Origin of the sequence: Rhodococcus sp. NPDC057014 (assembly GCF_042673295.1) — a bacterium.
Taxonomy (GTDB): Bacteria; Actinomycetota; Actinomycetes; order Mycobacteriales; family Mycobacteriaceae; genus Rhodococcus_F.
In genome coordinates this window covers 12,548-38,795 of record NZ_JBHUSF010000023.1, presented here as the reverse complement: position 1 = coordinate 38,795, position 26,248 = coordinate 12,548, and the positions used below count along the sequence as shown (strand labels likewise).

The following is a 26,248-nucleotide window of genomic DNA, read 5'->3' as shown; positions in this document are numbered from 1 at the left end:
CATGACGACGAGGCTTGACCAGAAGTTGAAGGACCGCCTGCTTGATGCGCTCATGGACGTGCCCGGAACCGACGAGCGACCGGGCCGGACTGCATCGCTCAGCGGCATTCCAGGCCCGGTGAAGGGGAGCCTCAACCGCGCAGACAACCAGCTGATCGACCTAACGAACCTCGTGGACCAACTCGACAAGCTCGGCCGACTGGACAACGGTGAACGCCCCATCGTGATCATGGCCCACAACGCTTGGCGAGCGACTCGGGGGACGGAACTCGGCCAACGCCTGGCGGAGATCGAGAATGAGATCGAAGCGGCGTACGGCGGGGACGAGCCGCTGGCCGAGCTGTCAGATGAGCCGGAGACCCTGGTCTTCGGTGGGACTGGGGAATGGGTCACAGGAGCCTTCATCGAGCAGGCTCAGATGATCGGCCGCATGGTGGCTCGCCTTGTCGTCCCTCGCTACTCGGGCGGGAAGCTGGTCAGTCAAGCGGCCGGCACCGGCACCGGGTGGTTGGTTGCCCATCGGCTGCTTCTCACCAGCCATCACGTGATCAACGCACGCGACATTGGCCAGCCACCCGCCTCGGATGTCGACTTCAGGTGGCAGGGCGTAAAGACCAAGGCATGGTTCGACTACCATCGCGAAGGCCAAGACGGCGCCGCATCCGTGGACTTCTCTGAGGTCGTCACGAGCAACCGAGAGCTGGACTACGCACTACTGCGTCTGGCCGACAGTGCGGAACTGGCCGATCGGAAACAAGTCTCACTGATGCGGGAGCGGCCAGATCTTCCGCGTGGCGCGCGGCTCAACATCGTCCAATGTCCTGGCGGCGGACCATTGCGGTACGCCATTCGGAACAACTTCTTCGTCGGCTATGGTGACAAGCCATATCAAATCCGCTATCTGACCGATACGCTCAGGGGATCCTCGGGTGCTCCGGTGTTGGATGACAATTGGCAAGCAGTCGCCCTGCACCGCGGGTTCAAGAGGGTTAATCCGGACCTCTACAAAGGCGAGGCCGGAAAAAGCGAGATCGTGAAGTTTCACAACGAGGGCATCGTTATCCACGACATTCTCGCTCACCTCCCCCGGACGGTTCTCCAAGAGATCAAGGACGCGCAGGGCTGGGAATGACGACTGTGTGAAAGCCGTCTCGGCAGGCTTGGCGACAACAGCAAGGCAACGAAAAGCACTAGCCGAGCACCAAATTGCACTGGGTACCCTGTTCGACGGTGCCGAATAGCAGAGCAAGAAGCAAGACCGGACCATCCGAGCCTGAGTCTGGGTCGCGGTGTCGAACTGATGACGCAACTGATCATCGGACAGTACTCGAAGCGGACTACCAGATTGACGTTCAGGAATCGCTTCGCTCGACGTAGAGTACTGTCCACCAATACGGCGTCCCCCTCGAGCGTGGCTATATCCGCGTCGGACAGCGTTAGTGCTGGGCAAACCGCCCTCAATGCCGGGCCACAATCTGCCGATCTTCGGCGGCTATTACCGGAAGCCAGTCGAGGATGACCGCTACCGGCAGGGTGAAGTACTGGTGCATCGGGCAATGCCCGAACGCTCTCTCAATGGCCCCGAGGATGTGTCGTAGGGTGGTTCTACACTGCCTGAGCGACGAGAAGGGGTCGCCGCCCACTGCCATGGTCGACGAGGAGGTTTCCCTGTCGCCCTGATCCGCGAAGTCTTCTCGGATCGGCGGGGGTGGCGACCTCTTCTTTCTCTGTTCGGATCCGTTTCGGGCGGATCTAGACTGCGTGCGCGGTGTCTCGGCCGCGTTCACGGTCGAGTTCCGGTTCCTGCTCGAAAGCGAGTTCGCTCGCTTCGTCGGGCCGTTGCTCGACGTTGAGGAGTTCCTTGATGGATCGGGGGTGGCTGGACATTGTCGCTTTCATCGCGGGGGCAATGCTGGCCGCGAGATTCGCGAGTTCTTCGTTGAGCTGGGTCAGGTTGATCGGCGACAGATTGGCGGCGACGTCGTCGGCGCTGGCCACTGGTCCGGCTGCTTGGCCGAGTCCTCGTCCCACGGAGTCGAGCACGCTCTTGGTCTTGTCAACCTTGGATGGTCCACCTCTGGCGCGTTCCTGTTCAAAAGATTCGGCCGCTGGGGTTTCGGGCACGGGACCGAGCTGGGCTTCGGAAAGCTGGGCGAGCTGGTCGTAGGCGGGAAGCCCCCGCGCGGCGACATATCCCAGTGCGACGGCAGATGCTGCGTCGAAGACGCGGCGATCGTTGGTCGTCTCTCGCTCGATGCGCTCCTGGTCGGCGGCGGCGATGTCCTCTTTCGTTGCCTCGTTGGCCGTGTGGAAGAGGACCGCGTTTCGGCGTTCGTGCTCACGCAGTGCGTGCAGTCGGACGTCGTTGTCCTGGACGAGTTTGTTCAAGCGTTGGGCGTTGACCGACTCCGGGCCCTCGAGGTGGCGGGCCGCCGCAGCGGCGGCCAGGACCTGGATTCTGGTCTGGTCGATCGGTGCGCCGCGGTAGACGCCCAGCACCTCACGGATTGGTTTGGGGCGGGCGATCTTTTGGCCGGTTCGATGGCGTTCCTCGACGTTTGTCAGGAACGCTGCGATGTCGTGCACACGCTGATTGGGCGGCGGCGCGGCGCGCTGATTCGACCGCTTCGTCTGGTTGTCGCGAGGCCTCACTGCGATGGGGTCGACGCGTACTCCGTCGTCGACCCCTCGTGTGGGGGTGCGGGTGGGGGCGGGTTCTTTGGTGAGTGCCGGCGAGTGTGCGTAGTCGTCTGACTGGTCGGGGTCGTCGGCGGCGACCTGTTCACCGCCTTCGCCGGTTGCCCAGGATGGGTCGAGGTCGAGTTGTTCTTGCGGTTCGAGCGAGCCTGCGTCGGCCACCGTGGATTCGGTGGATCGGCCGGGGATCGGGTCGATGCCGGCCCCGCGGTCGTCGGGCTCCTGCTCGTGGTACTCCCACTCTCCTGAGGGTTTTCGTCTCGGTACGAGTGGGCGCCGCGGCGCGTCGAGGTCGAGTTCCTCCTCGTACCCCGTCACCTCCTCCTCGTCGTAGTTCCGTTCGGCCCAATCGGCTTCTTCGTTCATGCGTTGCTGGTACTCGTCGGTGGTTCGGTCGATGTCGGCCATGTTTTCTCTTCCTCGTTCCCCCCTCGCTGGTAACGGCGAGGATGTTCAGTGCTCGGCTACAGCTCCGGGCCTCGATCGTGTTCCTCGTCGTAGGGCGGTTCCTCGTCGTAGGGCGGCGGCGGTTCCTGCTCGTAGATGGGCGGTGCATCTTGCACGTAGATGGGCGGTTCCGGGTCGTTCTGCTGCTCGGCGACCTGTGCGTCCCGGCGCCGCGGTCCTCCTGCGCGGCTTTCGGTCCGGTGACGTTGTTCTGCCTCGATGAGCTCGAGCCGTTTCCGGTCGGCGGTGAGCGACTTTTCGAGTCGTGTGATGCGCGTCTGCAGCTGCCCGAGCACCCGCTCGTCGGTCTGCTCGGCCCGCTGGCGGCGTCCCTGGTTGGCGCGGTTCGCGGCCGCCGATGCTTCGATCGCCCCCCATCGCCGCTCGGACGGCACATCCGCTTCGGCGGCCTGCCGTGCGGCGCGGGCCTGTTCGATCTGTTCGGCGGTGGCGGCGGGATCGCGCTGGATCCGGTCATGGATCGCACGGGCGCGGCGCACCGCGAGGATCTTCTGCTCCTCGGCCTCGACCTCGGCGATGACCGCATTGACCGCGCCGGTATTCGATTCGTTGGTCGCACGATCGAGTTCGTGCCTCGCCGATCCGAGCATCTGCCGTGTGTCAGAGATCCGCCGACGCGCGGCCGCGGCGGCGGCGTTCAGATCGTCAGTGGCGTAGGACGAGTAGACACTGGCCGCCTGCTGGGGGGCGGTGATCTGCTCGATCTGCTTCTTGACCGCCTCGGCGCGGACCTCGTTCAACCAAGCGAACGGGTCGGCCACATCGTCGCCGACGTTCCACAGAATCCGTGAGACCGCGACCTCACTGGCCGTGCTGTGGAACAGGGCTTGCTTGCGCGGATCGATGCCGGGGTCGCCGAGTGCGACGACCCATTCCGCGCCGCCGTCGATCGCCTTCTCGATGTAGGTGTCGACGTAAGCGTGCATCTGTTCCTGGTGCTGACGGGCGTAGGCAGCGAGGATCTTGTCCTCGCCGGCCGCGACCTCGGAGAGGAACGGAACGCGGTATCGGGCAACCGCGTCGGTGCGGCGACGCGGCAGCTTTCCGGGTGCGGTTGCCTTCTCCAGCGCGTCGGCCATGACCTTGCCGGGGGTGTTCTTCTCGTCGTCGAGCTTCCCCTTCTTGCCGACCGCCCGCATCACCCTGGCGGCGTCGGTGAGGAGCTGGCGGGTGTCCCAGCCGAATGTCTCCGCCTGTGCGACGGTCTCGACGATCCTGTCCCAGCCGCCGAATGTGTGGACCCAGGTGAACTGTTTGTCGGTGAGGATTACGTCGAGCAGGGTCGCGGTGTGTTCCTCGTACAGGGCGCTGACGGCGGCGATGTAGCCGTCCTTGATGGCGTCGAAGGACTCGGCATGGGCGCGGGCCTGCTCGATCATCTGGTGTGCGGTGCGCTGTGATCCGTCGCGGGCCAGGATCCCCTTGAGGACCCCGAGAGCGCCGGGATGCTCCTCGGGGCGGTGCTCGAAATCCCAGTCGGGGAGCTCGTCTTCGGCCGCGTAGGCGATGTTCTTGCTCTTGCCTCGGGTCATCGCGACATAGAAGCCCTGTCGGTCCATCCCCGCGGAGGTGAGGACGTGGCAGGACCCGACCGTCATTCCCTGCGACCGGTGGACCGTGGCGGCATAGCCGAGTTGGACGTTCTCGGCGATGTAGTCGCCGGCGACTACAACGCGGCCGCCGCTGACGTGGTTCTCCAGGCGCAGTGAGCCGTCGGCGCCGACCTCGACGATGGTCCACAGATCACCGTTGTTGACGCGTCCGGTGCGCTGGCCCCTGTCGTCCTTCACGACGTACTTGCTGTTGTTCTTGCGGGTGACCACGACGTCACCGACCGCACCTTCGAGCCCATCGGCGAGCACGATCCCGGGCCCGGTGACGGTGCCGTTGTCCCGGTAGTACGCGGTGGCTTTCAGGTTCAGCTCACGCACCAGGTCGTTGGTCGGGGCGACCATGAGGGTGACCTCGTCGTCTTCGACGTCGGCGACGTACGCGTCGAAGACCTTGTCCGCGAGCTCGTGGGTCATGGCCGACTGGATGCGCCTGTTCTCCTTGTACCACCCGATCGCGCGCTCATCGCCATTACGGAGCCTCAGGCTCGCGGCGGCTTCGCCCTCGGTGCGGAATCGGTGGATCTTCGACAGGAACGGCGCAAAGGTGCGCTCGGCGAGATCACGCAGAACGCCGCCGGACTCCACTGAGGCCAATTGCTGGTGATCGCCGAGCAGGCGTACCACGGCCCCGGTATCCGCGGCGATTCGAGTGAGGTCGGCAAGGTTTCGCGCCGATGCCATGCCGGCCTCGTCCACCAGAAGAAGGTCACCGGCCTCGATTCCGGTCGGGATGCCATGCTTGTCGCGGGTCAGGATGTCCGCGATGGTGCGCCCTTCGACCTCGATCTCCGATCCGAGCACTTCCGCGGCACGGGCGGACGGGCCGAGTGCGATGACCTTGCCGTTGGTCTGCTCCCAGGCGCGGGCGACCACTCTCGCGGCGGTGGTCTTGCCGGCGCCGGCGGCGCCGACGGCCACCGCGACCGTCTTCTTGGCGGTGAGGAAGTGCTCGATCATCGCGATCTGATCGGTTCCGAGATGGAACCCGTCGATCTTCGATTCCTTCGCGACTGCCTTCTCGATCTTCCGGATCTGGCGCCGGATGACACGATCGGCGACGGTCAGCTCGCTCTCGGCGTCGGCGTTGCTGCGCATGAATGACTCAGCGGCGAGGACCGACTCAGAGGTGTATCGCATGGTGGTGCGGTCGACGGTGTGCAGCCGAACCAGGCCGCCCTCGATCGTCTCGGACAGCTTGTCCGGGGCGAGGTAGATCTCGGTGAACACGGGGATGCAATGGTTCTTCACGAGGGTGTCGACGGCCGCGCGAACGTAGACCTCGAGGTCGAGGTCGTCGGCGAAGCTGAACGCTCTCGCTTGCCGCTGCACCTCGGCGGCGAGGCTGTAGACGGTCCAGGTTCCGACCCTGCGGGACAGGTCTTCTTCGACGCCTCGGATCAGTTCCGGGAGATCGGCGGGGCCGAACGGGGGCCGGTTGTCGTGGCCGGTCTGCGCCTCGTCCACCAGCTGCCGGGGCGAGGTGTCGACGATGATTGCGCGTGCTCGCTCGTTCCACTCGGCCCGCAGTTCTGCCATCGAGCGGGGCGGGTTCTTCGCGTTGCGGGTGTCCAGCGTTGCCTGCTGTGCTTGCGCGAATTGGACCTTCTTCGGCGGGTTCTTGCCGTGGCGCGCGGTGTATTCACGGGCCAGTTCCGCCTGCCGGTCCACGATGGCCTGGCGGCGCGAGAACTCTTCGATCAGCGCGAGGGGGATGCCTTCGACCTCCGGATCCGACATGATGTCATTGGAGCTGACACGAACAGCACCACGACCAGCAACTCGCGCAGGAACGCGCCGAACGCCATTGGGCGGCCGCTACGCTCCCTCGTTAGGCGCTAGATCGGTCCCGCTGGCGTTCGTAGGATGAACCGGTCGCGCCTGGACCAGGTTGACTTCCTCATCGCCATCGAACCGGATCAACGTAGCCTTCGGATTCTCTTGCGCCGGCTCGAACACGGCAGTTTCCGCCGTGAACTCTTTGACGACGCCGCGCATCAGTGCCGCCTGACGGCCGACAACAAGGACTCTCTGGTCGAGCTCGATCGCGATGTCGCGGATTAATCGGAGATCGACTTCGTCCCCGACTTCGTACGAAAATGTCTCCGGATCTGCATTAGTGTCTCGGTCAATCTTGACTCGATCCCATGTCGCAGATATTGGATTCCCGGATAGAATCTTGGCGGAATCTATGATGTTGATGGCTTGCTCGCCGGTGACGATTTCGGGGAACCTTATTCTGGTGCTTGTGTAGTCCTGAATCGTTGCCAAAGCTCGTGCCAGCTTTGCCAGTCGAGAGTAGTCGCCATCCTTCTCTTTAAGTTCCGAGGATCCAGTGGCGAAATTTCGTGGACCAAACGCTTGGGATATCGCCATGGTGTTTGGTTTGTGCATGTTGGCAAGGAACTCAAGGCTGGATACTATGGCCGCTGGCTTTTCTCCCGATGCGGCAACCTGTATGGAAATGTTTGCGGTGAGGTCGGGGTACTTCTTCGCGAGTATCTCCAACGTGATGAAGCCTGGTTCGTCCGTCCACACGGTTCTTCGTCCGCCGGCCTGTCCCACCGTCACTTCTACTTGTTTGACCTCGATCTCGGCCAAGACGCCCTCGTCCGGAGAGAGTATGGCTACAACTAGGTCGCGCTCCGCTTCGTCCTGATCTTCAATTTTAGTCGATGCCCCAATTGTCACGACCGGTTCGTTGATCTCGCCTCCGAGTCCGCCAGGTAGGTCCAGGTTGACCGTCGCCAGTCCGGATGGAAGGGAGACTGGGGTTCCGTAGTTTATGAATTTATCGTAACTCTCGCGCACGGGGGCGTCACTGGGGACATTTACTTTGAAGGTGCCCGTGATTGGGCGCTTCTCCATGGCGGCCAGGGAGCGAGCAAATATGCTGACATTGACCCAGCTGCCTTCGGAGCCTGTGCTGAATATTGCTACGAGGCCGGGTGAATTCGCTGGTGCATCCGAGCTCGCGCTGGGTGGGTTAGCGGTCATCGATATTTCGTACCGATAGTGTGGATCGCACTCATTCAATGCGCTGTAGATGCTGCGAAGGTCGCTCGTAACATCGATTGGACGGAGCTCTTCGCCCGACTCACGTGTCTCTCTTCGGGCAATGATCGCTGTGAGGCGGTCCATCTGCTGTTGGAGGCGCTCGCGGCCGTCTCGGAGGTAGTAGTCGGTTATCTGCGGATGCTTGGCTACAAGAGCTTCGATCCTGTTGAGGCCAACCCACCGACAGGGGAACAGATGATCCTTCGAGAGCGTGTCGAGCCATCTGAGGTCGTTCGGGGTCGGATTGAGCGGCAGAACCAGTCGCCACACAGAGATGGTCCAGCCCTGGTCCTTGGCGGTGTTGACAACCTTGTCGAGGGAGTTCTTGATCTTCCGCTTCTCGCTGGAGGTAAGTCTCTTGCTGTACCGCTTGACTTGGTAGATCTCCCGGATCGATAGGTCATCGGATATCGGGACGAATACATCGATTCCACCATCGCCCTTGCCCGGCTGAACCTGTGTCGCCTCAAAATTCTCGGCGCACAGAAGCATTGCTACGGCGTCTTCGATGGCTTCGCCGGGAAGCCGCGACCACTCGATGAGAGACATCCACCGAGAGTAATACTGCACTAGGCAGCGAAACCGGAAGCGGTGGGCGTGGTCTTCGTGAGGTTTGATCGTCGGCCACCAGGATGTCGTCCGGGCGGGACGCGACGGCCCTGGTGGCCGCGACCGGCTCGTTTGGGTTCCGGGCGGGGTAACCTCCGGGGCTGCCGATGACGGTCCGCGTCTGAGGACCGCTTCTCGGCGCGCAGCGGGCGGTGAGGCTAGGTCGTAGTTCCCGGTGATCTGTTCTCGCCGGAGTTCGGACATGCGCTTGTATGTCGCCAGTCCCTCGTAGACGTCGAGGACCCCGGGGGCGGTGATGCCGTGGCCGGTCGGCGGACACCCGGACGAGGTTGCGCATGACGGCGCCGGAGATGTCCGGGAATCCGGTGGCATCCCAGTGCACCGTCGACGGGATGAAGTAGTCGATCCACTCCTGTGAGAACGGGCGCGGCCGGGTCACTGCTCGGTCTGGGCTCGTCGGAGCATGATCGAGTCGAGAGCATCGTCGAGCGTGATGTTCTCCTGCAGTAGTTGGACGAGGAGTTCCTTGGTGGACTCGTCCATCGTTCGTCCCTCGATCGCCATGATCGGCGCGAGCCGGGCGTATTCGGCTCGCGCCTGCGCCTCGGTCAGACCACGCTGGGCTTCGTCGTCGTTCATACGGCGCGCTCGCCTTCTTCGTCGATGCCGTAGCCGTGGTCGATCTCGGCTTCCGGGTGGATCGGGGTGACGTTCCCATTGTCCGCGGCAGTGGTGGTGCCGAGGACATCACGGAGCGGGCGGGCGTGTCCGCTGCCGGCGGCCTTGATGCCGTCGATGACGGACTGCTCCACGACCGTGGCACCCGGTGGGGTCGGCTCGATGCTGGCGTCGGTCGACTGATCGGGCGCCGTGGCTTGTCCGGCGCGGAGTTCGACGACGCGGTTGAGGCTGGCTTCGTACAGCTTCTCCCGGGGCACCTCGCGTTCCTTGGCGAGCGTGTCGGCGCTCCGTTCGCCGGCGGCGAAGGCGTCGCCGCGGCGGTTGGCGGCTCCGCGATCGGTCTGCCCGGTGCCGTCCCAGGATTCCCAGTTCCACTGCCGGCCGTGCCAGTACGTGCGGGCGCCGGGCATGCCGGAGTTGGGGTCGAAGCCGTACCGCCACTCGTACTCGCTGGCGTCGAGGGTTTGCCAGGGCCGCCGTGCGAGGTCTTCGGCGCGGGCTTCGGCGTTTTCTTCCCACTCCTTGCGGGCGGCGGCCATGCGCCCGGGCACGCTCGCGATCACCGCTTCTCGCGTCATACCTTGCTCCTCCGCCCATCCTTCGGTCGGGTTGAGGTCCAGCGACCATCCTCGGTGCTGGCCGTCGGCCCGGCGGCGTTCGGTGTCGAGCCGCTCGCGGCGTAGCGCCTCGGGTGAGTTCTCCCGGGAGTTGACCTCGAGGCTCAGTTCGTGGGCCTCGAGCTTCGCCTGTTCCAGTTCGTCTTCCAGGGTGAACACCAGCTCGGATTCGGCGGTGGCGACGTCGAGTTTGGCCTTGTCGCGTTCGAGCTGAGCTGCGAGGGTGTCGCCGCGGTTGCTGACGGCGGAGAGGTGATTTCGGGTGGACTGGATGAACCCGGTGGTGGCGCTGTCGAGTGCGACGATGTCGATCATCTTGTCGCGTTCGATGTAGCGCTCCTCCCCCGCGATGTCGACGATGTAATTGGCGAGGGTGTGCGAGTAGCCGAGGGTGTTCGGGACTCCGTTGATCGACCCGATCGGAAGGAACGTGCGTGCCTTGGTGACCTCTTCGCGGGCCTGTGCCAGCGCTTCGGTGATCGCGGCGCGGAGTTCGGGTGCCTCGCTGTCGGGCACGGCGCGGCCGGCGACGTGCCAGATGCGTGTGCTGCGGTCCGGGGTGGCGAGCCAGTCCTGGAGTTTCGCGCTCTGTTCCGTCAGTTTGGGCAGCCGCTGTGTCGCGGCCGCGATCTGCCGTTCGAGAGAGCGGATCGTGGCCTGTCGGGCCGCGTTGTTGTTGGTGACGGCGTTGCGCCCAGCTTCGAGCATGGTGACGTTCTGCTCGGCCTCGACCTGCTGGACGAACACCGGGTCGCCGGTGGCGGCGGCCTTGGTCTGCGCCCACGACAACGACAGGTCGCCGCCGACGTCCTCCATCGTCTGGGGGACGTCTTCGCGGCGCAGCTGGGCGACGAAACCGGACTTGCGGGCGACGTACTGGTACATCATCGCGTCGTAGGAGCGCCGCGACGACGTTGATGACGCTGACCTTCTCGAAGGTGTTGCCCTGGCGGATGATGCGCCCGATCCGCTGTTCCATGTCCGCCGCCGTCCAGGCCGGATCGAGGTTTGAGTGCGCGCTGGACGTTGAGTCCGGTGCCGCCCTTCTTCGTCGAGGTCAGCAGGACCCGGATCCGCCCGTCCCGGCAGGCCTCGGTTGAGTGTGGCTTTCGCCTTGGGCGAGTTGTAATCGTGCATGAACGCGATTTCCTCGGCCTTCATCCCGCGTCCGATCAAGGCATCACGCAGTTCGGTGTACACGATACGGGCGCGGCGACTCTCGCCGACCTTCGGTGTTCCGCGGTCGCAGAACACGAGCTGGAAGGCACCGGTCATGTCCGGGCCGTATTTGTCGGCCGGAACGACCACGTCGGCGTTGTCGACGTAGGCGTCCCAGATGGCATCGGCGGCGTCTGGTCGGAACGCTTCTCCGGGTGTTCGGGCCGGGCGCCAATCGGACCCCGTGCCTGGTGCGCTGGTCCGGGAGGGTGCCCGCCGGCCGGGTCAGCAACGAGTTGGTGCACGAGGTCGACTTCTTCACCACACTGGTGACCGCCGAGGGCGGCACGGTCCCTGGGGACCGGCAGATCGATGGAATGGACATGTCCAGCTTTCTGCTGGGTACGGACGAGAACTCGGGCCGCGACATGGTCTTGTACCTGCAGGGCAATCGGCTGCAGGCGGTGAAGTGGCATCAGTGGAAGGTTCACCTGTTCGAGCAGGACGACTTCTATTCCACCTGGGCACCGACTAACGTGCCGATCCTCTACAACCTGGAGCCGGTCGCCGCCGGGGGCCGGCGCATTCCTCAAGTCGCTCGCCGTCGAGCCGCCCATCCGACCGGGCACACCCGACCCGTACGTGCCACCCGAACCCGGTGAACTGCAACCGCAGACACACCTGCAGATCGGCCCCACATGCACTACATCACCACCCTGGTCAGATCCAACGACGAACCTCCCGACCCGGGTCATGGGATCGAGCACCAATCCGGATGAGCGTCGGCCCGGCCGGGGGCTGCCCGCAAGCCCCACCCGAGCCTGTTGTGCCTGACAGCCATCGTGGGGCTGTCGGTCACGCCCTCCAAGCAGTGCCCGATGGACGGTGAAGAATCGATCCCGCTGAGGATCCCGGACCGGACACCGCCGGCGGCGAGGGAACGCTGCGTGCCGCAAGCACGGACACAACGATGTCCGCCGCTCGCCCGCCCCAGCAGCACCGATCTACGCTCCTCGTGTCCCACTTCCGGTCGGGCTGCGTCCGGGCCGCCGAGGGCGCAGGGCCCGTGACGTTGGTCCCTTGCGGGGCGGTGCCGGGCCTCCGATGCTGGTCGTATGTCAGTCGGACGCACGATCCTCGGTGTCGCCGGGGCGGCAGCGGTCGTCTACGGGGCCTGGGTACGTCCTCGGCTCGTGCGGTGGGGTGCGACGGATGAGGAAGTTGCGGGGCCGTATCCCGGCGGTGACCTGGTTCCCGGCGGTGAACGGGGCGGGGCGATGGCCGTCACGATCGACGCCCCGCCGGATCAGGTCTGGCCGTGGCTGGTCCAGCTGGGCGGGGATCGTGGCGGATGGTACTCCTGGGACCACCTGGACAACGCCGGCCGCCCGAGTGCCCACAGAGTCCACCCCGAGTGGCAGGACCTCGCCCTCGGCAACCACGTGAAGTACTGGACACGCCGCCACGGCCCCGTGGACGCGTGGGAGGTTGCAGTGCTGGAACCAAATCGGTTCCTGGGACTGCGCGGGTTGAGCGATCTTCGAGGCCACAGTCTTGAGCCCGAGCAGCCACGGCCGTCGGCCTACACGGAAGGACTCTGGGGCTTCCTGTTGAAAGAGTTGCCCGGCGGGCGCACCCGTCTGGTGATCGGCGGGTATCAAGTTCTCCGCCCGCGCTGGCTTGGACGTTTCGTCTTCTACTGGCTCTTTCCCCCGGTTGTCTGGATCATGCAGGCACGGATGTTGGCCGTCCTCAAGCGCAACGTCGAACGAGCGGCCCACTGCGGCGCTAGCTAGCGTAGCGAGGATAGCTATCCTCGCTACGCGGTTGCGGCTGCGGCTGCGGTCGCGGAGCTTGTCGGCGCACGATCGATGGCGCCGAATACCGGGCCGAGTGTTGCAGCCCAATCGATCTGAGCGTTGCGCCCAGCTGCCGCCGCACGTGATGGCGATCCGCGGCCGACCATCGGGTCGCCGGCAAAAATGGACAACCGACCCAGGCTAGGTCACTTACGTCACCGTGATGAAATCGTGCCCGCTCCCCCCTGCCAGAAGAGCCGCACCAGATGGGTTCGCCAACCGTTCAGCAACCGAACGTACCCTCGTCGATACGCACACCGATATGCCAACGGCATCGTCGAACGACTCGCGCGACCGCGATGACATTTGACGAGACCCGCACTTTCGTGGCGCGATCGATCGCGGTCACCCGTCGGGATCGATCACCACCGATCTACTCGCCCGCTTCGGGATCGAGTGGCGGGGTAGGTGCGCCTTTGGCGGGCGGCAGCTCGCCGGATACACGGTGCTGCATCGTGCGGGCGTGGTGTTGCTTCGCGGTGATGGCGGCCTCGATACGGCAGCGCAGGTTTTCGTCGTCCAGGCATGGATTGTCGAACCCGGTCACCACCGCCAGCTCGATTCCGATGCGGATGTGGGCAGTCTTGTTGACCACCGATCCGTCGTCACGGCACACCAGGTCGCGTCCAGCGGCGATGACCTGAGCCATGGCGTCGGCACGATCGGACGCCTCCCCTGCGCGCACCGACGTCCGCTGCATCTCCAGATCCCAAAACGACACGAACCACTCCACAACCGCTCCCTCATCCACTGTTCCCGAGTGAACTGTATGAGTCACCGGTGCCCGGTATGCAACGCGGCGCCCGCCCACCTGCAATGCGCAGATGATCGCCGACGTTGTGATGGTGTTGCATCCGCATTGCGGTCCACACGTGCGGTTGTCTGTTGCATCCGAACCGGGGGCCGACGTTGCAAAGCTCGTACTGGTCGGCGTTGCGTTTCCGCGACCACGCGTTGCGTTGCCAACCTCATCTGGTTGGTCTGCAACGTCAGGCTGTGTTGCGGTCAGAGGCGCTGGGTGTTGCGGAGGTTCGGAATTTGCTGGGTGGGGCGCGCCTCGTTCCGTTGGTCGGGTCGTCTCCCTGGTCGCGCCGCGGAGGGTACGAACTGGCCGTCGCCGCGTTGCCGGGGGGTGGGCGATCAGGGTGCCCCGACCAATGTGTACTGCGGATCGAGCGTTGCCGCATTGCGTCCGTCCGCCATCTCCTCGAGCTCCGGCAACGGGGGCGTCCGGAACCCGGCGTCGACCGCGCGTTGCGCCACCTTGTCGAATCGGCGCATTGCGGTGCTGGCGGCCTTGGCCCGCGTGAGCGTGGCGATTTCCGCGTAGCTGTGCTGTTCGATGATTCGCAGTCGGGCCGTCTCCTTCACGACAGGCTCGAAGTCGGCGCACGTGTCGATGAAGTCGAGGAGGTTCTCGATGGTCTGGGCCTCGTCCGGCAACACGAATGGCTCTTGCGAGTCCTCTGGCGCATTGCCGAGCGTTAGCGCATCGGCGTTGCGTCCGTCCAGCGCATTGCGTGCACTGTGCTCCTCGGTGCGGGTCGCAACATGGGTGAGGTCATCTGGGTTCGCCTCGGTCGGCTGCGCGGCATCCGCAACGTCAGTGGCACCCTCAGGCCCGGCCCCGGCGGCCTCACGGCCGTCGTCGAGTGTCGAGAAGTCGTCTGGTGTTGCGGTGTCGGCGACCTGCGCAACGGGCTGAGCAATGCGCGGCGCAACCTCGGAGGCCGACGCAACAGGCTGAGCAATGCGCGACGCAACATCGGAGTCCGATGCAACACCGGGGACCTGCGCAACGTTAGAGACAGGTGCAACGTCGGAGTTCGGCGCAACGTTGGGGTCGTCTGCAACGTTGGGGTGGTGTGCAACGCTCGGAGCAACGAGACCCGCAATTTCGCCGCCGGTGCGTTCGGATGCCGGCATCGACTCCGCCACCGACGTCCGGTAGTCGGTCGTGATGTCCTCGTCGTCTCGCTGTTCGCGGTCGCGGGTGTCTCGGACGACCGCTGTGTATTCGGTGTGGGCGGTGCCGATGGCTTTGATGAGGATTCCGACACCGTGAGTGAAAGCCAGGACCAACAGTGGCGGGATGACTGCAATGAGCGATGCGCCGGTTGGAGTCAGTGGGGTGTAGCCGAGGTCGATGCCCGCTGCAACGCGTCGTGCGGCGGCTTCGGCGGCGCGGTAGGCATGGTAGGCGTTGCCGAAGACGCTGATGAAGACGACGACCACCGCGAGCCAGAGGAAGAAGCGCTTGCCTGTTGCGCTGCCGTTGATTTTGCTGAGCGCAACGATGGCGATCGTTGCGCCGAGGATTGCGCCGTCGACGATGGCGGGGAAAATCCAGGTGAGATGGTGTGGGATTGTGCCCTGCAATGCGAGGTCGCGTTGCACGGCGAACGACAGTACGAAGGCTCCGGTGGTGATGCCGACCGCAATGACGATCGCAACGATTAGAGCGGCAATGAGGGCGCGGAGCTGGATTCGTGCTGCTCGGATACTAAGGTCGTTCATGATCGGGGTTTCCTTCCACGGGTTCCCGGTCCACGAGGCCCCCGCCGGCGCAATCGGCGGGGGCCTCCTTATGTTGGTGCGGCCAGTGCGTTGCGGTGGGCATATCTCGAACCACGAGGCGCCCACCTAGCTCTGCTAGCTAGTGTCGCTATAGGTGCTAGCAGCCGTTTTTGGCCAGGTACTCGATGAGCGCGGCGTCGGTGACCGACGAGATGGTGATGCTCCGGTCCCCGGTCTCATAGCGCAGCTTGTCCACGCCGCGCGTCAGGCGGGCCTTGGTAGAGGGCCGCAACCGCACGTTGTGTTGTTCGCTGAGTTTCTCGACAGGCGATGCCGCCTCGGGTGCAGGAGACAAGACCGGCGTGACGGGCACGTCGGCGACGGGCCTGATGGTCGATTCGGTCGGAAGTTGCGTCGGCGGCTGGTCGACGGCGGCCGGGGTGGGGTCTTTGACGACCCGGGGGCGCTCAGGAAGATCTGCGGCGGGATGCGCCGGCCTGCGGATAGCGGGTTCACGTTGGACGCTCATACGGTCGCTCCTGCGGTCTTGATGGGTAGTTCGTTGAGAAGGTCGGTGTAGGCGAGCTGCAATGACAGCGATTTTCCGCCTGTGAATTTGTGGATCGGGGTGCGTGCGCTGTGTGCGTCCTGCCGCGTGGCGTATTCCGGGATGGTGGTGCGCGCGACGAGGTCGCCGTAGACCTCGCGCAGTTCGCTCTCCCGGAATCGGTGTTCGCCTGTCCCCCGCTGTCGGCTGAGGACGATCTTGTCGATAGCCAGGTTCGGGTTGGGGCGTCGCTGGACGTTCTCGACGGTTTCGAAGAGTTTGGTGACGCCTTGAACGCTGTCGATTGTGGGCTCGGTTACTGCGATGACCCCGTCCACTGCACAGAAGACGGCGAAGAGGAGTTTGCCGAGTGACGGTGGGCAGTCGAAGAGGACTGCGTCGTAGGCGGAGAGGTCGAGGCCCTCGAAGGCGATGTCGAGGCGGAAGATGAGGTCGTTGGCCCCATCTGACTCGATGTTCGCGAGCGTCTGGTCGGCCGGGATCAGATCGACGCCGTCCCATGGGGTGGCAATGACGGCGTCGATCGCCGTGCCCGACTCGGTTCGGCTCATCAGGTCGTAGGTCGTCAGCATCTCGTCGGTGATCGTGACGCCTACGCCGTTGGTGGCGTTGCCCTGGGGGTCGACGTCGACAATGAGGACGTGTCCGCCAACGTTGCTTATTGCGCTCGCGAGACCGAGGGTCGTGGCGGTCTTGCCCACTCCCCCCTTCTGATTGCAGATCGCGCATTTGCGTGTCATGACTTGGTTTCCGTTCCGTCGAGGCCAGGAGACTTCCAGATGCGCGCGATGAGCGTTAGTGCAACTCCGCACGCTCGCGTAGGGAGCATAGCCAGGCTTGGCCACTGAGCTAGCTCGACACGCCGAGCAACGCTAGCGTTCTTTGCTAGGTGAGCTAGCGTTCTTAGCGTTCATAGCGTAACTACTTTCTCTAGTTTGGCTTTCGTAGCGATCGACGCTGCAGACGCAGACATAGCTATGGCCTCTATGGTTGCGACCCTATCTACGCTCTCTGCAATCGCTTTGCTCGCAACGATTACTGCACTAATTTTCATAGCGACGTTAGATACGACTGCGCTTATAGCGATGACAGCAACGATCGATAGTCAAACTTCCCTAGCAAGCATCGCCCTCGTAGATGTGTTCGCACTCATAGCTCTGCCAGCACCCCTACGACCCCTAGACTGCATAGCCAGCTTATTCAGGCTAGAACGCCTAGAAAGGCAAGTCGGCCAAGACATGCAAGCGTCCATAGAAAGCGGCGCAACTATAGCGCTCATACGGCGTCTAGCTCAGGTACATATCGTTGCTGGCATCTCTCTGATAGCGACGATTGCGAGAATTGCTGCGCTACAACGAGTAGCTGCAATCGTCGCCATAGCAGAACTATCCTCGATATGAAGGCTAGAGCCGATAGCCCAGATCGACTGGATAGTTGTGCTTCCTTCCCTGCCACCAAAGCAGATCCCCAATGCTATCGGAGCTAGCGTTGATATTTCAGCAGGTAAGGGGCCGTCGGCCGCAACTATGCCACGAGGCGCCGTCACGCGAAACGCATCCCTCCACCAGATCGCATCTGCCTAGGCACGGGCGGAACCCGGGAAACAGAACAGGCCGGCTTCGAGTCTTCACAGCTCGACATGCCGCCCGAGCGGACCTCGCCCCGGATCCACCAAGTACGATTTTCGCGCTTGCGGCCCGCTAGCGGGCCTATCTCTGTGAGCGAGAACTGCTATTTCCGCCAGCGGCGTTAGTGCAACGGTCGCTACACCGCTAGCTACTACGTCACGCCTAGCAGCCGTAGGAAAGCGAGCAATCAACGCTCGCATAGCTCATCAAGATCGCTATAATAGCGTTGCTTTGCTATCTAGCGTCTCTAGCAACGCTACGTAGCATGACTAGCATCGCACCGCGGGTTGCGTCGCTGTCCCAACGAGCGCACATTCGCTGGGCAGCGCGTCGCAGGAAAGCATTCCCCCGGGCTAAGAAGGAAGCGGCAGAACGTGTGAATCGGGTGTGCACAGAGCCGACGGTTCAGGGCAGTAATCGGTAGGCGAGTTGTTCGGCGTTGAGTTGCCGAATGCCGTCGTCGACGGCTTGGCGGTCGGTGAGGTCGACGCCTCGCTCGGTGAGCGCTGCGGCCACCTGTTTGGCGGGGCCCCAGGTAGTTTCATCGTCGAATGCGTCATGGAACTCGGGTAGGAAGGTGTCCACAGCATCAACGACGCGGCTGATCCACTGGCGGTCGAGCCCTTGTTGGGTCAGCGCGAAGGTCAGCCATCGGCGCAATACGAAGGGCAGTGCGTTGCGTTGGTCGGCGTCGAGGACTGCTTTGCGGGGAAGCCAATCGGTGAGCAGCAGCATCACCTCGCCCGGGCTCCAGCACAGCGGTCCGGCGCCTATGTAGCCGTCGCCATAGTCCAGGAACAGCTCGGCCAGCGACCGGCTCACCTCGTCGTCGCTTCCGATGTCGGTGAGGAAGTCCTCGACCAGTTGGCGGCGCCTTTGCTCGGGAAGTCCGACGTGTTCGGGCCATTCTGGCAGGTAGTTCCGGCAGCGGGACCATGCCAACGCCCGGTGATCGCAAAAGTCCTCGTCGGCGGTGCGGGGCCAGGTCATGTCGGTGGTACGTAACGCGTGCGCGAGATCGGCGAGCACCTCGGCGACCGGGACCGACTGGAGCGGCATCGGTGCCTCGTCGGGCTCGCGCAGCTGGTCCCACGTGGTGGCTGCGCCAGGATTCAGGAGAGCAAGCTTGTCGATCATCAGCCCGCCGACCTGGTAGATATTCGCCATCAATGTGTGTGGGTGCGGTCCGTCGTAGTCAATGAACAGGACCCGTTCGCTCTCGTACACGTCGACCGCGCGCCACGCTGCGGTCGGAGTCCACGCCGCGACGGTGTGCCAGGCCGGCAGTAGTTGGGTTTCGGCCAAGATGCCTAGGGTGTCGGTCAGCATGGAGATGTCGGCCGCAGGTGCGACCCGCGCAAGCGCGTCGACCGCGGCCAGCGAGTGCGGGGACGGTGTGGAGCATGCTCGGCCGGTGACCTGCATGCACAGTAGGTGCTCGGGTTCGTGTTCGGTCACTGCCGCCGTCGACCACGCCTCGCCGAGCCAGCCGCTGGCCCAGGTCTCGGCGGTGAGCACGTCGTCGATTTCGAGGAGTTGCCGAGCGTCGCGCAGCAGAAGATCGGCTGGGTGAAGTTGCCGAGGAGCACGGCGAACGGGTCGGCTTTTGCCGCCCTTGCGGCGGCCACGGCTCTTGGGCATATCCGCAGTCCACCACAGACACCGACCAAGGCGCCATCACGACGCGCCGTCCGGTGAGATTCGGGCGACGTCCGTATCTGCCGTCACGTGACAGAAACCGTAGGTGGCCCGGGTATCAACGCTCGCCAAACTATTCGCAATAACCAGAACTGCCTAGCGGTGCTAGCTCGCATTGCTAGCAATGCGAGGTCAGCGTGCTTGGCTGCTGAACAGCCGGGAAGGACGCCGTGCCCGTTGAGCGGGGCCTATGGGGTCGTGCGCCGTTGAAAAGTCTTCATCCACGAAGATGGGGTGAACCGCCTGCTGTGCGAGAGGGTCGACTTCGATTGCCATGCGTACGAGGCCATCTCGGAACTGTTGCTGGGCAGATGGTGCGGTGTCAGAGTTGCGTCTGCGAAGGCTCAGGCATCATGCGTCCCTCATGGTGACGTTCTTGCGAGCTGGACCGCGAACCACGACTGCGGTTTCCACGACTGCGCGTGCCTCGTCGGAAAGGGCGAGAATCGCGTGATCTCTAGCCTGGACCGTGGCCTCGTCGTAGGCGTGGACAACGACATTGTCGTCGGCCCACACAGCAGAGTGGTCGCACGCTCTGATGAATGCGTGGTTGTGAGCTACAACCCGGCACTGGTCGAAGGCAGTAACCGTCGCGTGGGTGTAGGCCCAGACATGAACTTGCCCGGTGACTTCCACGGTCGTTGCGTCAGTGGCGACGATGTGAGCGGTCGCGGGTAGTGGTGAGTCGAGATGAATCCGTGCCTGCGATCCAGCGGTAAAACGCAAGGTCCACTCGTCGCCGGCCGATGCGAAGGTTTTGTCGTCGAGTTCGATTAGCTGCCCTGCAGTGTCGACCACGACTGTTTTGGCGCCGTTACGGAGGCGCTCGCGGATCGAGTCTGCGTTGTGGCTGATGCGGGGAGGCGCTTGGACTCGGCTGACGTAGACCCGTGGGTGGCGTTGGGTCGATCGGGACATGGTGTTCTTCTTACCCACGAGCGCACTCCGTTCTGTGCGAGTCGGCCACGATGATTCTCGCAGTATATGGCCGAGACTCGGTGGCGAGTGGTACCTCGCTCGGCGCGGTGGTGATCGTCCGCGGCCGGTCCGGCCAGCGTTGCCGTATGTGCATGGTGCGCCGAGGATCGATGGGCATGGTTACGCCGCCTGCCTTTGGGGTGCCAGGGTGGCGCGGATCTGTTCCATGAACGCTTTGCGGTGCTCAGGCGACGCCGCTGCACGACGGGCTCGCTGGCGTTCGGCGTCACGCTCAGCCCGGCGCTGTGCGCTGTGCGCAGCCTCTGCGGCGCGTTGCTCGCTGGGGGAGGGGCCCGACCAGTCGATTCTGGACAAACGCCAGGTCAGATATCCGATCGGTGTGCGAACCGTGTTCGGCCAGAGCTCACCTCGCGAGACCGCGTCAGCGGTCAAAGCTTGGGCGATATCCCGTCCTGTCCAGCGGTTGGTGTCGATTCCTGCGCGATCGATGACGTCACACACGGCTCCGATGTGGCCGCTGGGTGCGATGACTGGAGCTGCGGCGACCAGGGTGGAGGCGGCTCGTTGGAGATTTATCGGGCGCGGGTTCGTCTGATTCGAGGATGAGGGTTGGTTCTCGCGCGCGCACGCGCGTTTGGTGATTACTTCTCTACAAGAGATCCCCTTCGGGGAAAAACCACTCAAAGATAGGGGGTCACGGTCGCGGGCTTGGGGATTGGGATTCGAACCCGTCGGGGTGGTGTGGTGAGCGTGCTTCGCCGCGCGGTGTGTCCTGCGGGGGGAGCTGCCGCGCTTTTTTGGTTGTGGGGGAGCGGGGGTGGCTGCGACGAGGTCAGGTGGGGAAGATAGAGCCCACACGCTGGCAGCGCGGTGCTGACGTCCACCGTGGTGGACTTCGGCGGCTTGGAATTCACGCGTAGTCAGGGTGCGGCCCCGTACCAGCTCGAAGCCGAGGTGTAGTGCTTTCAGCACGCGGCGACCTCGTTTGACCACTGACTCGGACACACCGGCGCGGGCGGCGAGATTCTGGACTGTTGCAGTAACGCGGCGCCCAGTTTTCGAGTCGGCTGACGACGCGTGCGCGGCGGCGATGGCGACCATACTTTCGACGCCAATCCTGTGTCGGGCGGCTGCGGCGCGGCCGGCGGCGGTCTTGGTGACTGCGTACCGGACCTGTCGCATCCATCCGTCGCGGCTAGTCCAGATCGGGATGCGTGACTCTTGGCCGGGGTTGACGGGCAGCGTCCAGGACTTTCCACGCTGATCGGTATCCGCGTTGAGTCGTCGCAGCTCGTCGATCCACGGGGTCTGAAGTGGTTGCGTTGTTGGTTGCGGGGTTTGGGAAATCGGCGAGTTGTGTGATTTAGCCCACGACACGCCGAGCTCGCAATGTTGAACCATGGAAAGGGTGTCAAGGCATGCGTTACTATCAGACTTACCTAGCACAGGTAGTCCTTTCGGGGATTGCAGTACCGAGTCGAAGAGGCTGCTCACTTCTTCTACTCACCTCGGGGAATGACCGTCCTGCCAGACGATCGCCCTAGACGGGAGGACCTGCCAGTCCTCCCAGCAGGATTCATTGACTAAACCCACCCCCGCCCGGGGGTCCCGTTGGGTGGTACCGCTGCTCTTGAATTAGCTATCGAGGTAGTTCCGATGCGCTATTCGCCAGGCACACCGCCCTCCTCGGTCAGAAGGGCCGGTACGCGCATAAGCGGCACCGGAAGTCGCAGCTCAGAACCCGCAGATTCCGTCGCGTAATAGGCGCCCTGGTAAGCCAACACAGGGGTGGCACCAGCGAAAGGGACTCGATTGCGTGGGAGCGCCGTAGCCGGCATGTGGTCTCGTTGAGACAGACCCGTGACTGACGGGAGGTTCGCAGGCAGGCCAGAGTTGCGGCCGTGCGTTATCATCGAGTAAGCACCGCCTCTTCCTTCCGAGGTAGTGGTGGTCAGGGAGCTGGTAAGGTCCCGAAATTTCATACACGGACAACCCCCGACGCCGCCAAGCCCTGGGGGTTGTTCCGTATCTAGGTGTCGTTCATGCGCCCATCGCCAATTGCTCGACGCGATGCAGCGACCCCGCAGCTTCGACTTCGAGTAGCCGGAGCTGTTCCGGTCGAAGTTTCTCGCTGATGTAGTCCGGGATGTCCAGTCCGTGCGTGATGGCGAGGATAAGCACGGAGTAGTCGCCAGCAGGGATGCCGAGTTCGGCTGCCCGACTCTCGTAAACCTCGTGGTGTCTGAGGGGTGCGCGGGTAGCGATTTGCCCGCGGGGCCCCTTGTTGTGCTGTGCCATGAGGAAACCCTAGATCGAACCTGTAACAGATACGGGTAACCGGGACTGTTCGGTGTGTCGCATGTGACTGAAGTGTCCATCGGAGAGGGTTGCCTTTCGTGTCTGCGGCTGGAGGTACTTAGACCTCATAGCCAGATCTGGTGCAGGGGGGTCGGGAAGGTCGGAGGCGGGCTGATTCGGATCGATCAGGACAAGTGAGGCGAGTCAGCGGTCGCATTCGGGCGGGAGTTCGCCGCACCCGAAACTGCTGAGTTGACCTGGCTTCGCGGTTGAACGCCGAAAAGGCGTTGCCCAGCAGGAGCCGCGCGGCCGTCGCGCAAGCGAAGCGACCCCTTCAATCGGGCGCGCAACATCCGACACATCAGAGTCTGATGGTCGGCGCCTGAACGTTGTGGGTCTGACTGGTCCCGGTCGTCCCAAGTAGAGATTGGATGAAGACGGCAAGATCGCGAACCGCGTCGGTTGTGACGGTCTCGGGGTAGGTGGCGGCATCGTCCGACAACGCGAGTAGCTGTTCACGCGTCAGCTCGTCGAGATCGACCGAGTACGTCCGTGGCGCCATCAGGATGCCCGTCGAACAGGCATCGGCCTTGGGTGCGGTGCCTGGGAAGAGGTCGCGCGCGGGTGCGGCGCGCACGCGGTGGTGCGGTCGGACGGGTGGCACCGTCCGGACTGGAACTGGTCCGCAACCGCGACGGCCTCGCCGCCGACAGCCTCGCCTGGCACAACTACTGCTGAAGACCGCGTTCGGTCTCGGAGACGGATGCCGTCCCGCGTCCGAACCCATGCTGCCAGTGCAGAGATCCGAATGGGATCCCCGTCCTGGTCATAGGCCACTGCGGCCCACACCATGGAGGGTGTCTCCCCTTCTCGGGCTTGTTCCGCGCAGGTCGCAAAGAACAGGCACCCCTTGCACGCATCGATTGCGGCCAGGAGCTGACCGGTGCTGGCAAGGTCGGTGTCCCATCCCTGCGGATTGCGTGTGCACGGGAGTCGATCATCGGTGGCCGGAGGCCCGTCGATGCGATCGGGAAGGTTCGAGCTGATCCGGCGGAAGAATGTCTCTTCATGCGCTGCTCGGTACACGGCGCATCGCTCTGGACCTGCAGAGCATGCGCACACCGAGTCGTGGGCATGGATGAAATGTCGCAGTTGAGAGTTTGTCCAACTCAACACGTCCGTCTCGTCGACACTACCGCCGACGACGCCTATCGTTTCCATTGGCAGATCTCCGTTCTGCTAGCTGAAGAATCACGCTGACCAGGGCGGCAACCCTGTTCGGTTCAGGCCCCTGTCCGGCGGCAACCGGGCGGGGGTTCTTCTGTCAGATCACCGACTCCCTTCATTGAGTGCCGGTCACGACCAGGGCGTATTTGATCTAAAACTTTGACCTGGAGTGATCGTAAGGGAGATGGTGCAAGGTGTCCACAAGTGATGGACGGAGTGTTTCGGTGAGTCGACGGGTGATGCGCGGGTTCAACCCTGCTCGGCTCGGGAAGCTGCGTGAAGACTCCAAGCTGAGTCGGCCCGAGCTTGCTCGCGCGGCCGGCATCGGACACGCGACCCTCTACCAGTGGGAAACGGGCGCAACTTCGCCGCAGGTAGATCTCCTTAAGCGGGTCACCGACACCCTCGGCGTGCCGATCAGCGATGTCGTCGTAGTCCCCGAGGATGAGCGCCTTCCGGGGGACTGGCGTGTCCTCGCGGGTTTGCTGCAGCCGCAACTTGGGAAGCTGGCCAAACTCAGTACCACGACTGTGGCGCAAGTCGAGCGCGGGCAGGCAGCTCTGACCGACGAGACGGCGCGAAAGGTTTCCGCAGCCTTGGGGATCTCCGAAAGTGTGTACCGCGCGGCCTACGAGCGCGCGCGAAGTCGCCCGCCCGGCACCCCGGCGTGAACTCATCGAAGAGCTAAGCTTCGGGGGCAGGGTCTCGGTGACCGTGGCGGTGCAATAAGCAAAGTGAGTAATCATTCGACCTTCTCGCGAGCATGACGAAAAGCCCCTTCGAAGAGGGGCTTTCTGCGTGCTGCGCGGGCAACGCGAAAAGGTCGCGCCGCAACCTCGGGTGAGGTGCGCTGACGTCGGCCGACCGGGCACGTGCCAGAGGGGGGCATCGCACAGTCAGTCCGCGTAGCGAACTCTATGTCGAACCAACGTCGGAGGGGATATTACACAGCTTCCTCGGATTGGTGGGCGCGCCACGCCGTAAGGATGTAGTTGCGATGCCAGGTGGCTTGGGCGAGAGCGAGAGCCAAGAGGCTTCCGGGTGCGACGAAGACACGCCAGTTGACCCACGTGTCCGTGGACATCGTGTAGGCGACCACGATATTGACGGCGCCGACCGCGACCAGTGCCACGAACCAACTCCAACTCAGGAAGCGCCAGACGGCGTCCGGTGCGCTCACCCATCGTCCGATGACGAGACGCACCGGGTCACGCTTCGCGACCATCAACGACGTCAGGAAAGCGCCGGCGATGAGCCAGTACACACCTGTGGGACGCCACTTTATGAAGGTCTCGTTGTGGAACAACAGAGTCGATCCGCCGAGGACGAGCACAAGGCATAGACCGATCCACTGCAGTTTGTCGACCCGTTGGCGTCGGGCCAGCGTGACGATGATCTCGCCGACGACGCCGGCCATGACCACGACCGTCGCCGCGAAAATTCCGGCGGCCTTGTAGGTCGCCATGAACGCAACAACCAACGCGGCGTTGTAGAACACTCTCCACACGAGCTTGTCCTCCGAAAAATATTCTCCGTCAGGAGGTTTCGTCAGGGATGGTTTCGATCTCGGGGGAGATCACCGCGACACCGATCGAGTCGCTGACGAGAGGATCGAGAAGGAAGCCCCGGAATTCGGCCTTCAGCCAGCCGCCACCGCCCCGTCGTGCCCGCACCGTACCGGAGACTGGCCCCTTGCGCACCTGCTGGACCCACTCGATGATCTTCGGCCAGTCTTCCTCATGGAGCGCGAAGGTCTGACCGGTGCTCACGCCGTGTCCGAGGCCGGGAACGTGCTCGGTCACCCACTTCAGCCAGTACGGGTACTGGTACGACAGATCCCCGACCGCAATGTACATCCCAGATGTCGATGCCAACATCGTCGACAACCACGCGTCGAGCATCGATTCGTGGACAAGGGCTTCGTCTGTGCCCGCATCCCAGCAGATCCCGCGCACACGTCTACCCGCCGGGCCCTCCACACACCGCTCGGCGTAGCGCAGCTCGCGGGTGACGTCGGTTTCCGCCCGGATGGTGAACGTGCCGTCAAACCTGTCCTTTACCTGGGAGTCTCGGATTTGACGCACATGCCGCAACGTGTCGGACAGGCGGGCCGAACGGGTGTAGAGATCCGCAGGACCGAAAACCGATCGATCCTGATGCCGGACGGACATCCCGATGAGCTCGATAGCTCCGGGGTCCAACTGCAGCTGCGGCGGGGGCGGATTGTCGTCCGAGCTCAGAACCCACTCCCAGGCCCCGACATTGGGGCGGTCCGGCGGGTTCTTCTTTGGGTCACCGCTCCAGATCTGAACTGCTACGACCACGCTCTTGTCGGGAGTCAGGATGGGGTGGGCTGCCCCGACCGGGCCCAGGGCGTCGGCGACCTTGCCCTCGAACGGCTCGATCTTGAGCTCGCGATCGGCGATGCACTTACGGATCAACCCCAGGACAGCGGTGCGGGCAGGTCCGCGAACGACGTTGTTGATATTGCGCCATTCGCGGACCTTGGCGCCTTCGGCGACGACTTGGTGGTCGTCGCCGGCACCGACGAAGACCGTCGTCCATTCGCGGATCGGGTGGGTGGGTTCGGCGTGCGCGCACACGAGGGCATCAGTTGTCATTGGTTTATCCGTTTCTCCCGTACTGGCTTGCGGGT

19 protein-coding genes are annotated in these 26,248 nt (G+C 63.7%); 4 read left to right on the top strand and 15 right to left on the bottom strand.

The window, feature by feature from the left end:
- Window position 1 precedes the first annotated feature (1 nt).
- Window positions 2-1,132, top strand: coding sequence for a trypsin-like serine peptidase (locus ACFTZB_RS07645; protein ID WP_378430866.1), 1,131 nt, complete (start codon window positions 2-4; stop codon window positions 1,130-1,132).
- 620 nt (window positions 1,133-1,752) lie between these two features.
- On the opposite strand, the gene ACFTZB_RS07640 is transcribed toward ACFTZB_RS07645, so the two are convergent.
- The 5 genes from ACFTZB_RS07640 to ACFTZB_RS07620 all read right to left on the bottom strand — a co-directional run bounded on the left by ACFTZB_RS07640 (window position 1,753) and on the right by ACFTZB_RS07620 (window position 10,585).
- Window positions 1,753-3,105: a hypothetical protein gene (locus ACFTZB_RS07640; RefSeq protein ID WP_378430865.1), complete on the bottom strand. Its 1,353-nt coding sequence runs from the start codon at window positions 3,103-3,105 to the stop codon at window positions 1,753-1,755.
- Between the two features lie 56 nt (window positions 3,106-3,161).
- Entirely contained in the window at window positions 3,162-6,515 is a 3,354-nt protein-coding gene (locus tag ACFTZB_RS07635) for an AAA family ATPase (RefSeq protein WP_378430864.1), read from the bottom strand.
- A gap of 78 nt (window positions 6,516-6,593) precedes the next feature.
- Window positions 6,594-8,381 (bottom strand): restriction endonuclease, encoded by a 1,788-nt coding sequence (locus ACFTZB_RS07630; protein ID WP_378430863.1) that lies wholly within the window; start codon window positions 8,379-8,381, stop codon window positions 6,594-6,596.
- Between the two features lie 456 nt (window positions 8,382-8,837).
- The gene (locus ACFTZB_RS07625; protein ID WP_378430862.1) at window positions 8,838-9,041 is read right to left on the bottom strand and encodes a hypothetical protein; all 204 of its coding nucleotides are present in this window, start codon (window positions 9,039-9,041) and stop codon (window positions 8,838-8,840) included.
- A complete protein-coding gene (locus ACFTZB_RS07620) occupies window positions 9,038-10,585 on the bottom strand; it encodes a hypothetical protein (protein ID WP_378430860.1) in 1,548 nt (515 codons plus the stop codon). Before ACFTZB_RS07620 ends, ACFTZB_RS07625 begins: the two co-directional genes overlap by 4 nt.
- Before the next feature lie 572 nt (window positions 10,586-11,157).
- Between ACFTZB_RS07620 and ACFTZB_RS07615 the strand changes: the two genes are divergently transcribed.
- Both ACFTZB_RS07615 and ACFTZB_RS07610 read left to right on the top strand, forming a co-directional pair.
- Complete coding sequence (locus ACFTZB_RS07615) at window positions 11,158-11,520, top strand: hypothetical protein (RefSeq protein WP_378430859.1); 363 nt, start codon at window positions 11,158-11,160, stop codon at window positions 11,518-11,520.
- 453 nt (window positions 11,521-11,973) lie between these two features.
- Window positions 11,974-12,654 carry a hypothetical protein gene (locus ACFTZB_RS07610; RefSeq protein WP_378430858.1) on the top strand — a complete coding sequence of 227 codons (681 nt, stop codon included), beginning with the start codon at window positions 11,974-11,976 and terminating at the stop codon, window positions 12,652-12,654.
- A 436-nt stretch (window positions 12,655-13,090) separates the two neighbouring features.
- Here the strand turns inward: ACFTZB_RS07610 and ACFTZB_RS07605 are convergent, their stop codons facing one another.
- The 8 genes from ACFTZB_RS07605 to ACFTZB_RS07570 all read right to left on the bottom strand — a co-directional run bounded on the left by ACFTZB_RS07605 (window position 13,091) and on the right by ACFTZB_RS07570 (window position 23,002).
- Window positions 13,091-13,438 (bottom strand): hypothetical protein, encoded by a 348-nt coding sequence (locus tag ACFTZB_RS07605; protein WP_378430856.1) that lies wholly within the window; start codon window positions 13,436-13,438, stop codon window positions 13,091-13,093.
- Between the two features lie 419 nt (window positions 13,439-13,857).
- Entirely contained in the window at window positions 13,858-15,234 is a 1,377-nt protein-coding gene (locus tag ACFTZB_RS07600) for a DUF2637 domain-containing protein (protein ID WP_378430855.1), read from the bottom strand.
- 157 nt (window positions 15,235-15,391) lie between these two features.
- Window positions 15,392-15,763: a hypothetical protein gene (locus ACFTZB_RS07595; RefSeq protein ID WP_378430853.1), complete on the bottom strand. Its 372-nt coding sequence runs from the start codon at window positions 15,761-15,763 to the stop codon at window positions 15,392-15,394.
- Window positions 15,760-16,542 carry an AAA family ATPase gene (locus tag ACFTZB_RS07590; RefSeq protein WP_317611884.1) on the bottom strand — a complete coding sequence of 261 codons (783 nt, stop codon included), beginning with the start codon at window positions 16,540-16,542 and terminating at the stop codon, window positions 15,760-15,762. The genes ACFTZB_RS07595 and ACFTZB_RS07590 overlap by 4 nt, the downstream gene beginning before the upstream one ends.
- Window positions 16,543-17,835: 1,293 nt before the next feature.
- A complete protein-coding gene (locus ACFTZB_RS07585) occupies window positions 17,836-19,071 on the bottom strand; it encodes a hypothetical protein (protein WP_378430852.1) in 1,236 nt (411 codons plus the stop codon).
- Between the two features lie 408 nt (window positions 19,072-19,479).
- A complete protein-coding gene (locus tag ACFTZB_RS07580; RefSeq protein WP_378430851.1) occupies window positions 19,480-20,064 on the bottom strand; it encodes a hypothetical protein in 585 nt (194 codons plus the stop codon).
- A 2,043-nt stretch (window positions 20,065-22,107) separates the two neighbouring features.
- Window positions 22,108-22,365, bottom strand: coding sequence for a hypothetical protein (locus ACFTZB_RS07575; protein ID WP_378430850.1), 258 nt, complete (start codon window positions 22,363-22,365; stop codon window positions 22,108-22,110).
- Between the two features lie 361 nt (window positions 22,366-22,726).
- Window positions 22,727-23,002, bottom strand: coding sequence for a hypothetical protein (locus tag ACFTZB_RS07570; RefSeq protein WP_378430849.1), 276 nt, complete (start codon window positions 23,000-23,002; stop codon window positions 22,727-22,729).
- 814 nt (window positions 23,003-23,816) lie between these two features.
- Here ACFTZB_RS07570 and ACFTZB_RS07565 point away from each other — a divergent pair.
- Window positions 23,817-24,263: a helix-turn-helix domain-containing protein gene (locus ACFTZB_RS07565; RefSeq protein ID WP_378430848.1), complete on the top strand. Its 447-nt coding sequence runs from the start codon at window positions 23,817-23,819 to the stop codon at window positions 24,261-24,263.
- A gap of 272 nt (window positions 24,264-24,535) precedes the next feature.
- On the opposite strand, the gene ACFTZB_RS07560 is transcribed toward ACFTZB_RS07565, so the two are convergent.
- Both ACFTZB_RS07560 and ACFTZB_RS07555 read right to left on the bottom strand, forming a co-directional pair.
- Window positions 24,536-25,099, bottom strand: coding sequence for an inner membrane-spanning protein YciB (locus ACFTZB_RS07560; RefSeq protein ID WP_378430847.1), 564 nt, complete (start codon window positions 25,097-25,099; stop codon window positions 24,536-24,538).
- Window positions 25,100-25,127: 28 nt separating this feature from the next.
- On the bottom strand, window positions 25,128-26,213 hold the full coding sequence (locus ACFTZB_RS07555) for a GAF domain-containing protein (RefSeq protein ID WP_378430845.1): 1,086 nt from the start codon (window positions 26,211-26,213) through the stop codon (window positions 25,128-25,130).
- Window positions 26,214-26,248: the final 35 nt, after the last annotated feature.

What these genes read in the sequence shown, in the direction of transcription:
- ACFTZB_RS07645 (WP_378430866.1), top strand. Translation starts at nt 2, where the DNA reads ATGACGACGAGGCTTGACCAGAAGTTGAAGGACCGCCTGCTTGATGCG.
- ACFTZB_RS07640 (WP_378430865.1), bottom strand. Translation starts at nt 3,105, where the DNA reads ATGGCCGACATCGACCGAACCACCGACGAGTACCAGCAACGCATGAAC.
- ACFTZB_RS07635 (WP_378430864.1), bottom strand. Translation starts at nt 6,515, where the DNA reads ATGTCGGATCCGGAGGTCGAAGGCATCCCCCTCGCGCTGATCGAAGAG.
- ACFTZB_RS07630 (WP_378430863.1), bottom strand. Translation starts at nt 8,381, where the DNA reads ATGTCTCTCATCGAGTGGTCGCGGCTTCCCGGCGAAGCCATCGAAGAC.
- ACFTZB_RS07625 (WP_378430862.1), bottom strand. Translation starts at nt 9,041, where the DNA reads ATGAACGACGACGAAGCCCAGCGTGGTCTGACCGAGGCGCAGGCGCGA.
- ACFTZB_RS07620 (WP_378430860.1), bottom strand. Translation starts at nt 10,585, where the DNA reads ATGTACCAGTACGTCGCCCGCAAGTCCGGTTTCGTCGCCCAGCTGCGC.
- ACFTZB_RS07610 (WP_378430858.1), top strand. Translation starts at nt 11,974, where the DNA reads ATGTCAGTCGGACGCACGATCCTCGGTGTCGCCGGGGCGGCAGCGGTC.
- ACFTZB_RS07600 (WP_378430855.1), bottom strand. Translation starts at nt 15,234, where the DNA reads ATGAACGACCTTAGTATCCGAGCAGCACGAATCCAGCTCCGCGCCCTC.
- ACFTZB_RS07595 (WP_378430853.1), bottom strand. Translation starts at nt 15,763, where the DNA reads ATGAGCGTCCAACGTGAACCCGCTATCCGCAGGCCGGCGCATCCCGCC.
- ACFTZB_RS07590 (WP_317611884.1), bottom strand. Translation starts at nt 16,542, where the DNA reads ATGACACGCAAATGCGCGATCTGCAATCAGAAGGGGGGAGTGGGCAAG.
- ACFTZB_RS07585 (WP_378430852.1), bottom strand. Translation starts at nt 19,071, where the DNA reads ATGCCCAAGAGCCGTGGCCGCCGCAAGGGCGGCAAAAGCCGACCCGTT.
- ACFTZB_RS07575 (WP_378430850.1), bottom strand. Translation starts at nt 22,365, where the DNA reads ATGGCACAGCACAACAAGGGGCCCCGCGGGCAAATCGCTACCCGCGCA.
- ACFTZB_RS07555 (WP_378430845.1), bottom strand. Translation starts at nt 26,213, where the DNA reads ATGACAACTGATGCCCTCGTGTGCGCGCACGCCGAACCCACCCACCCG.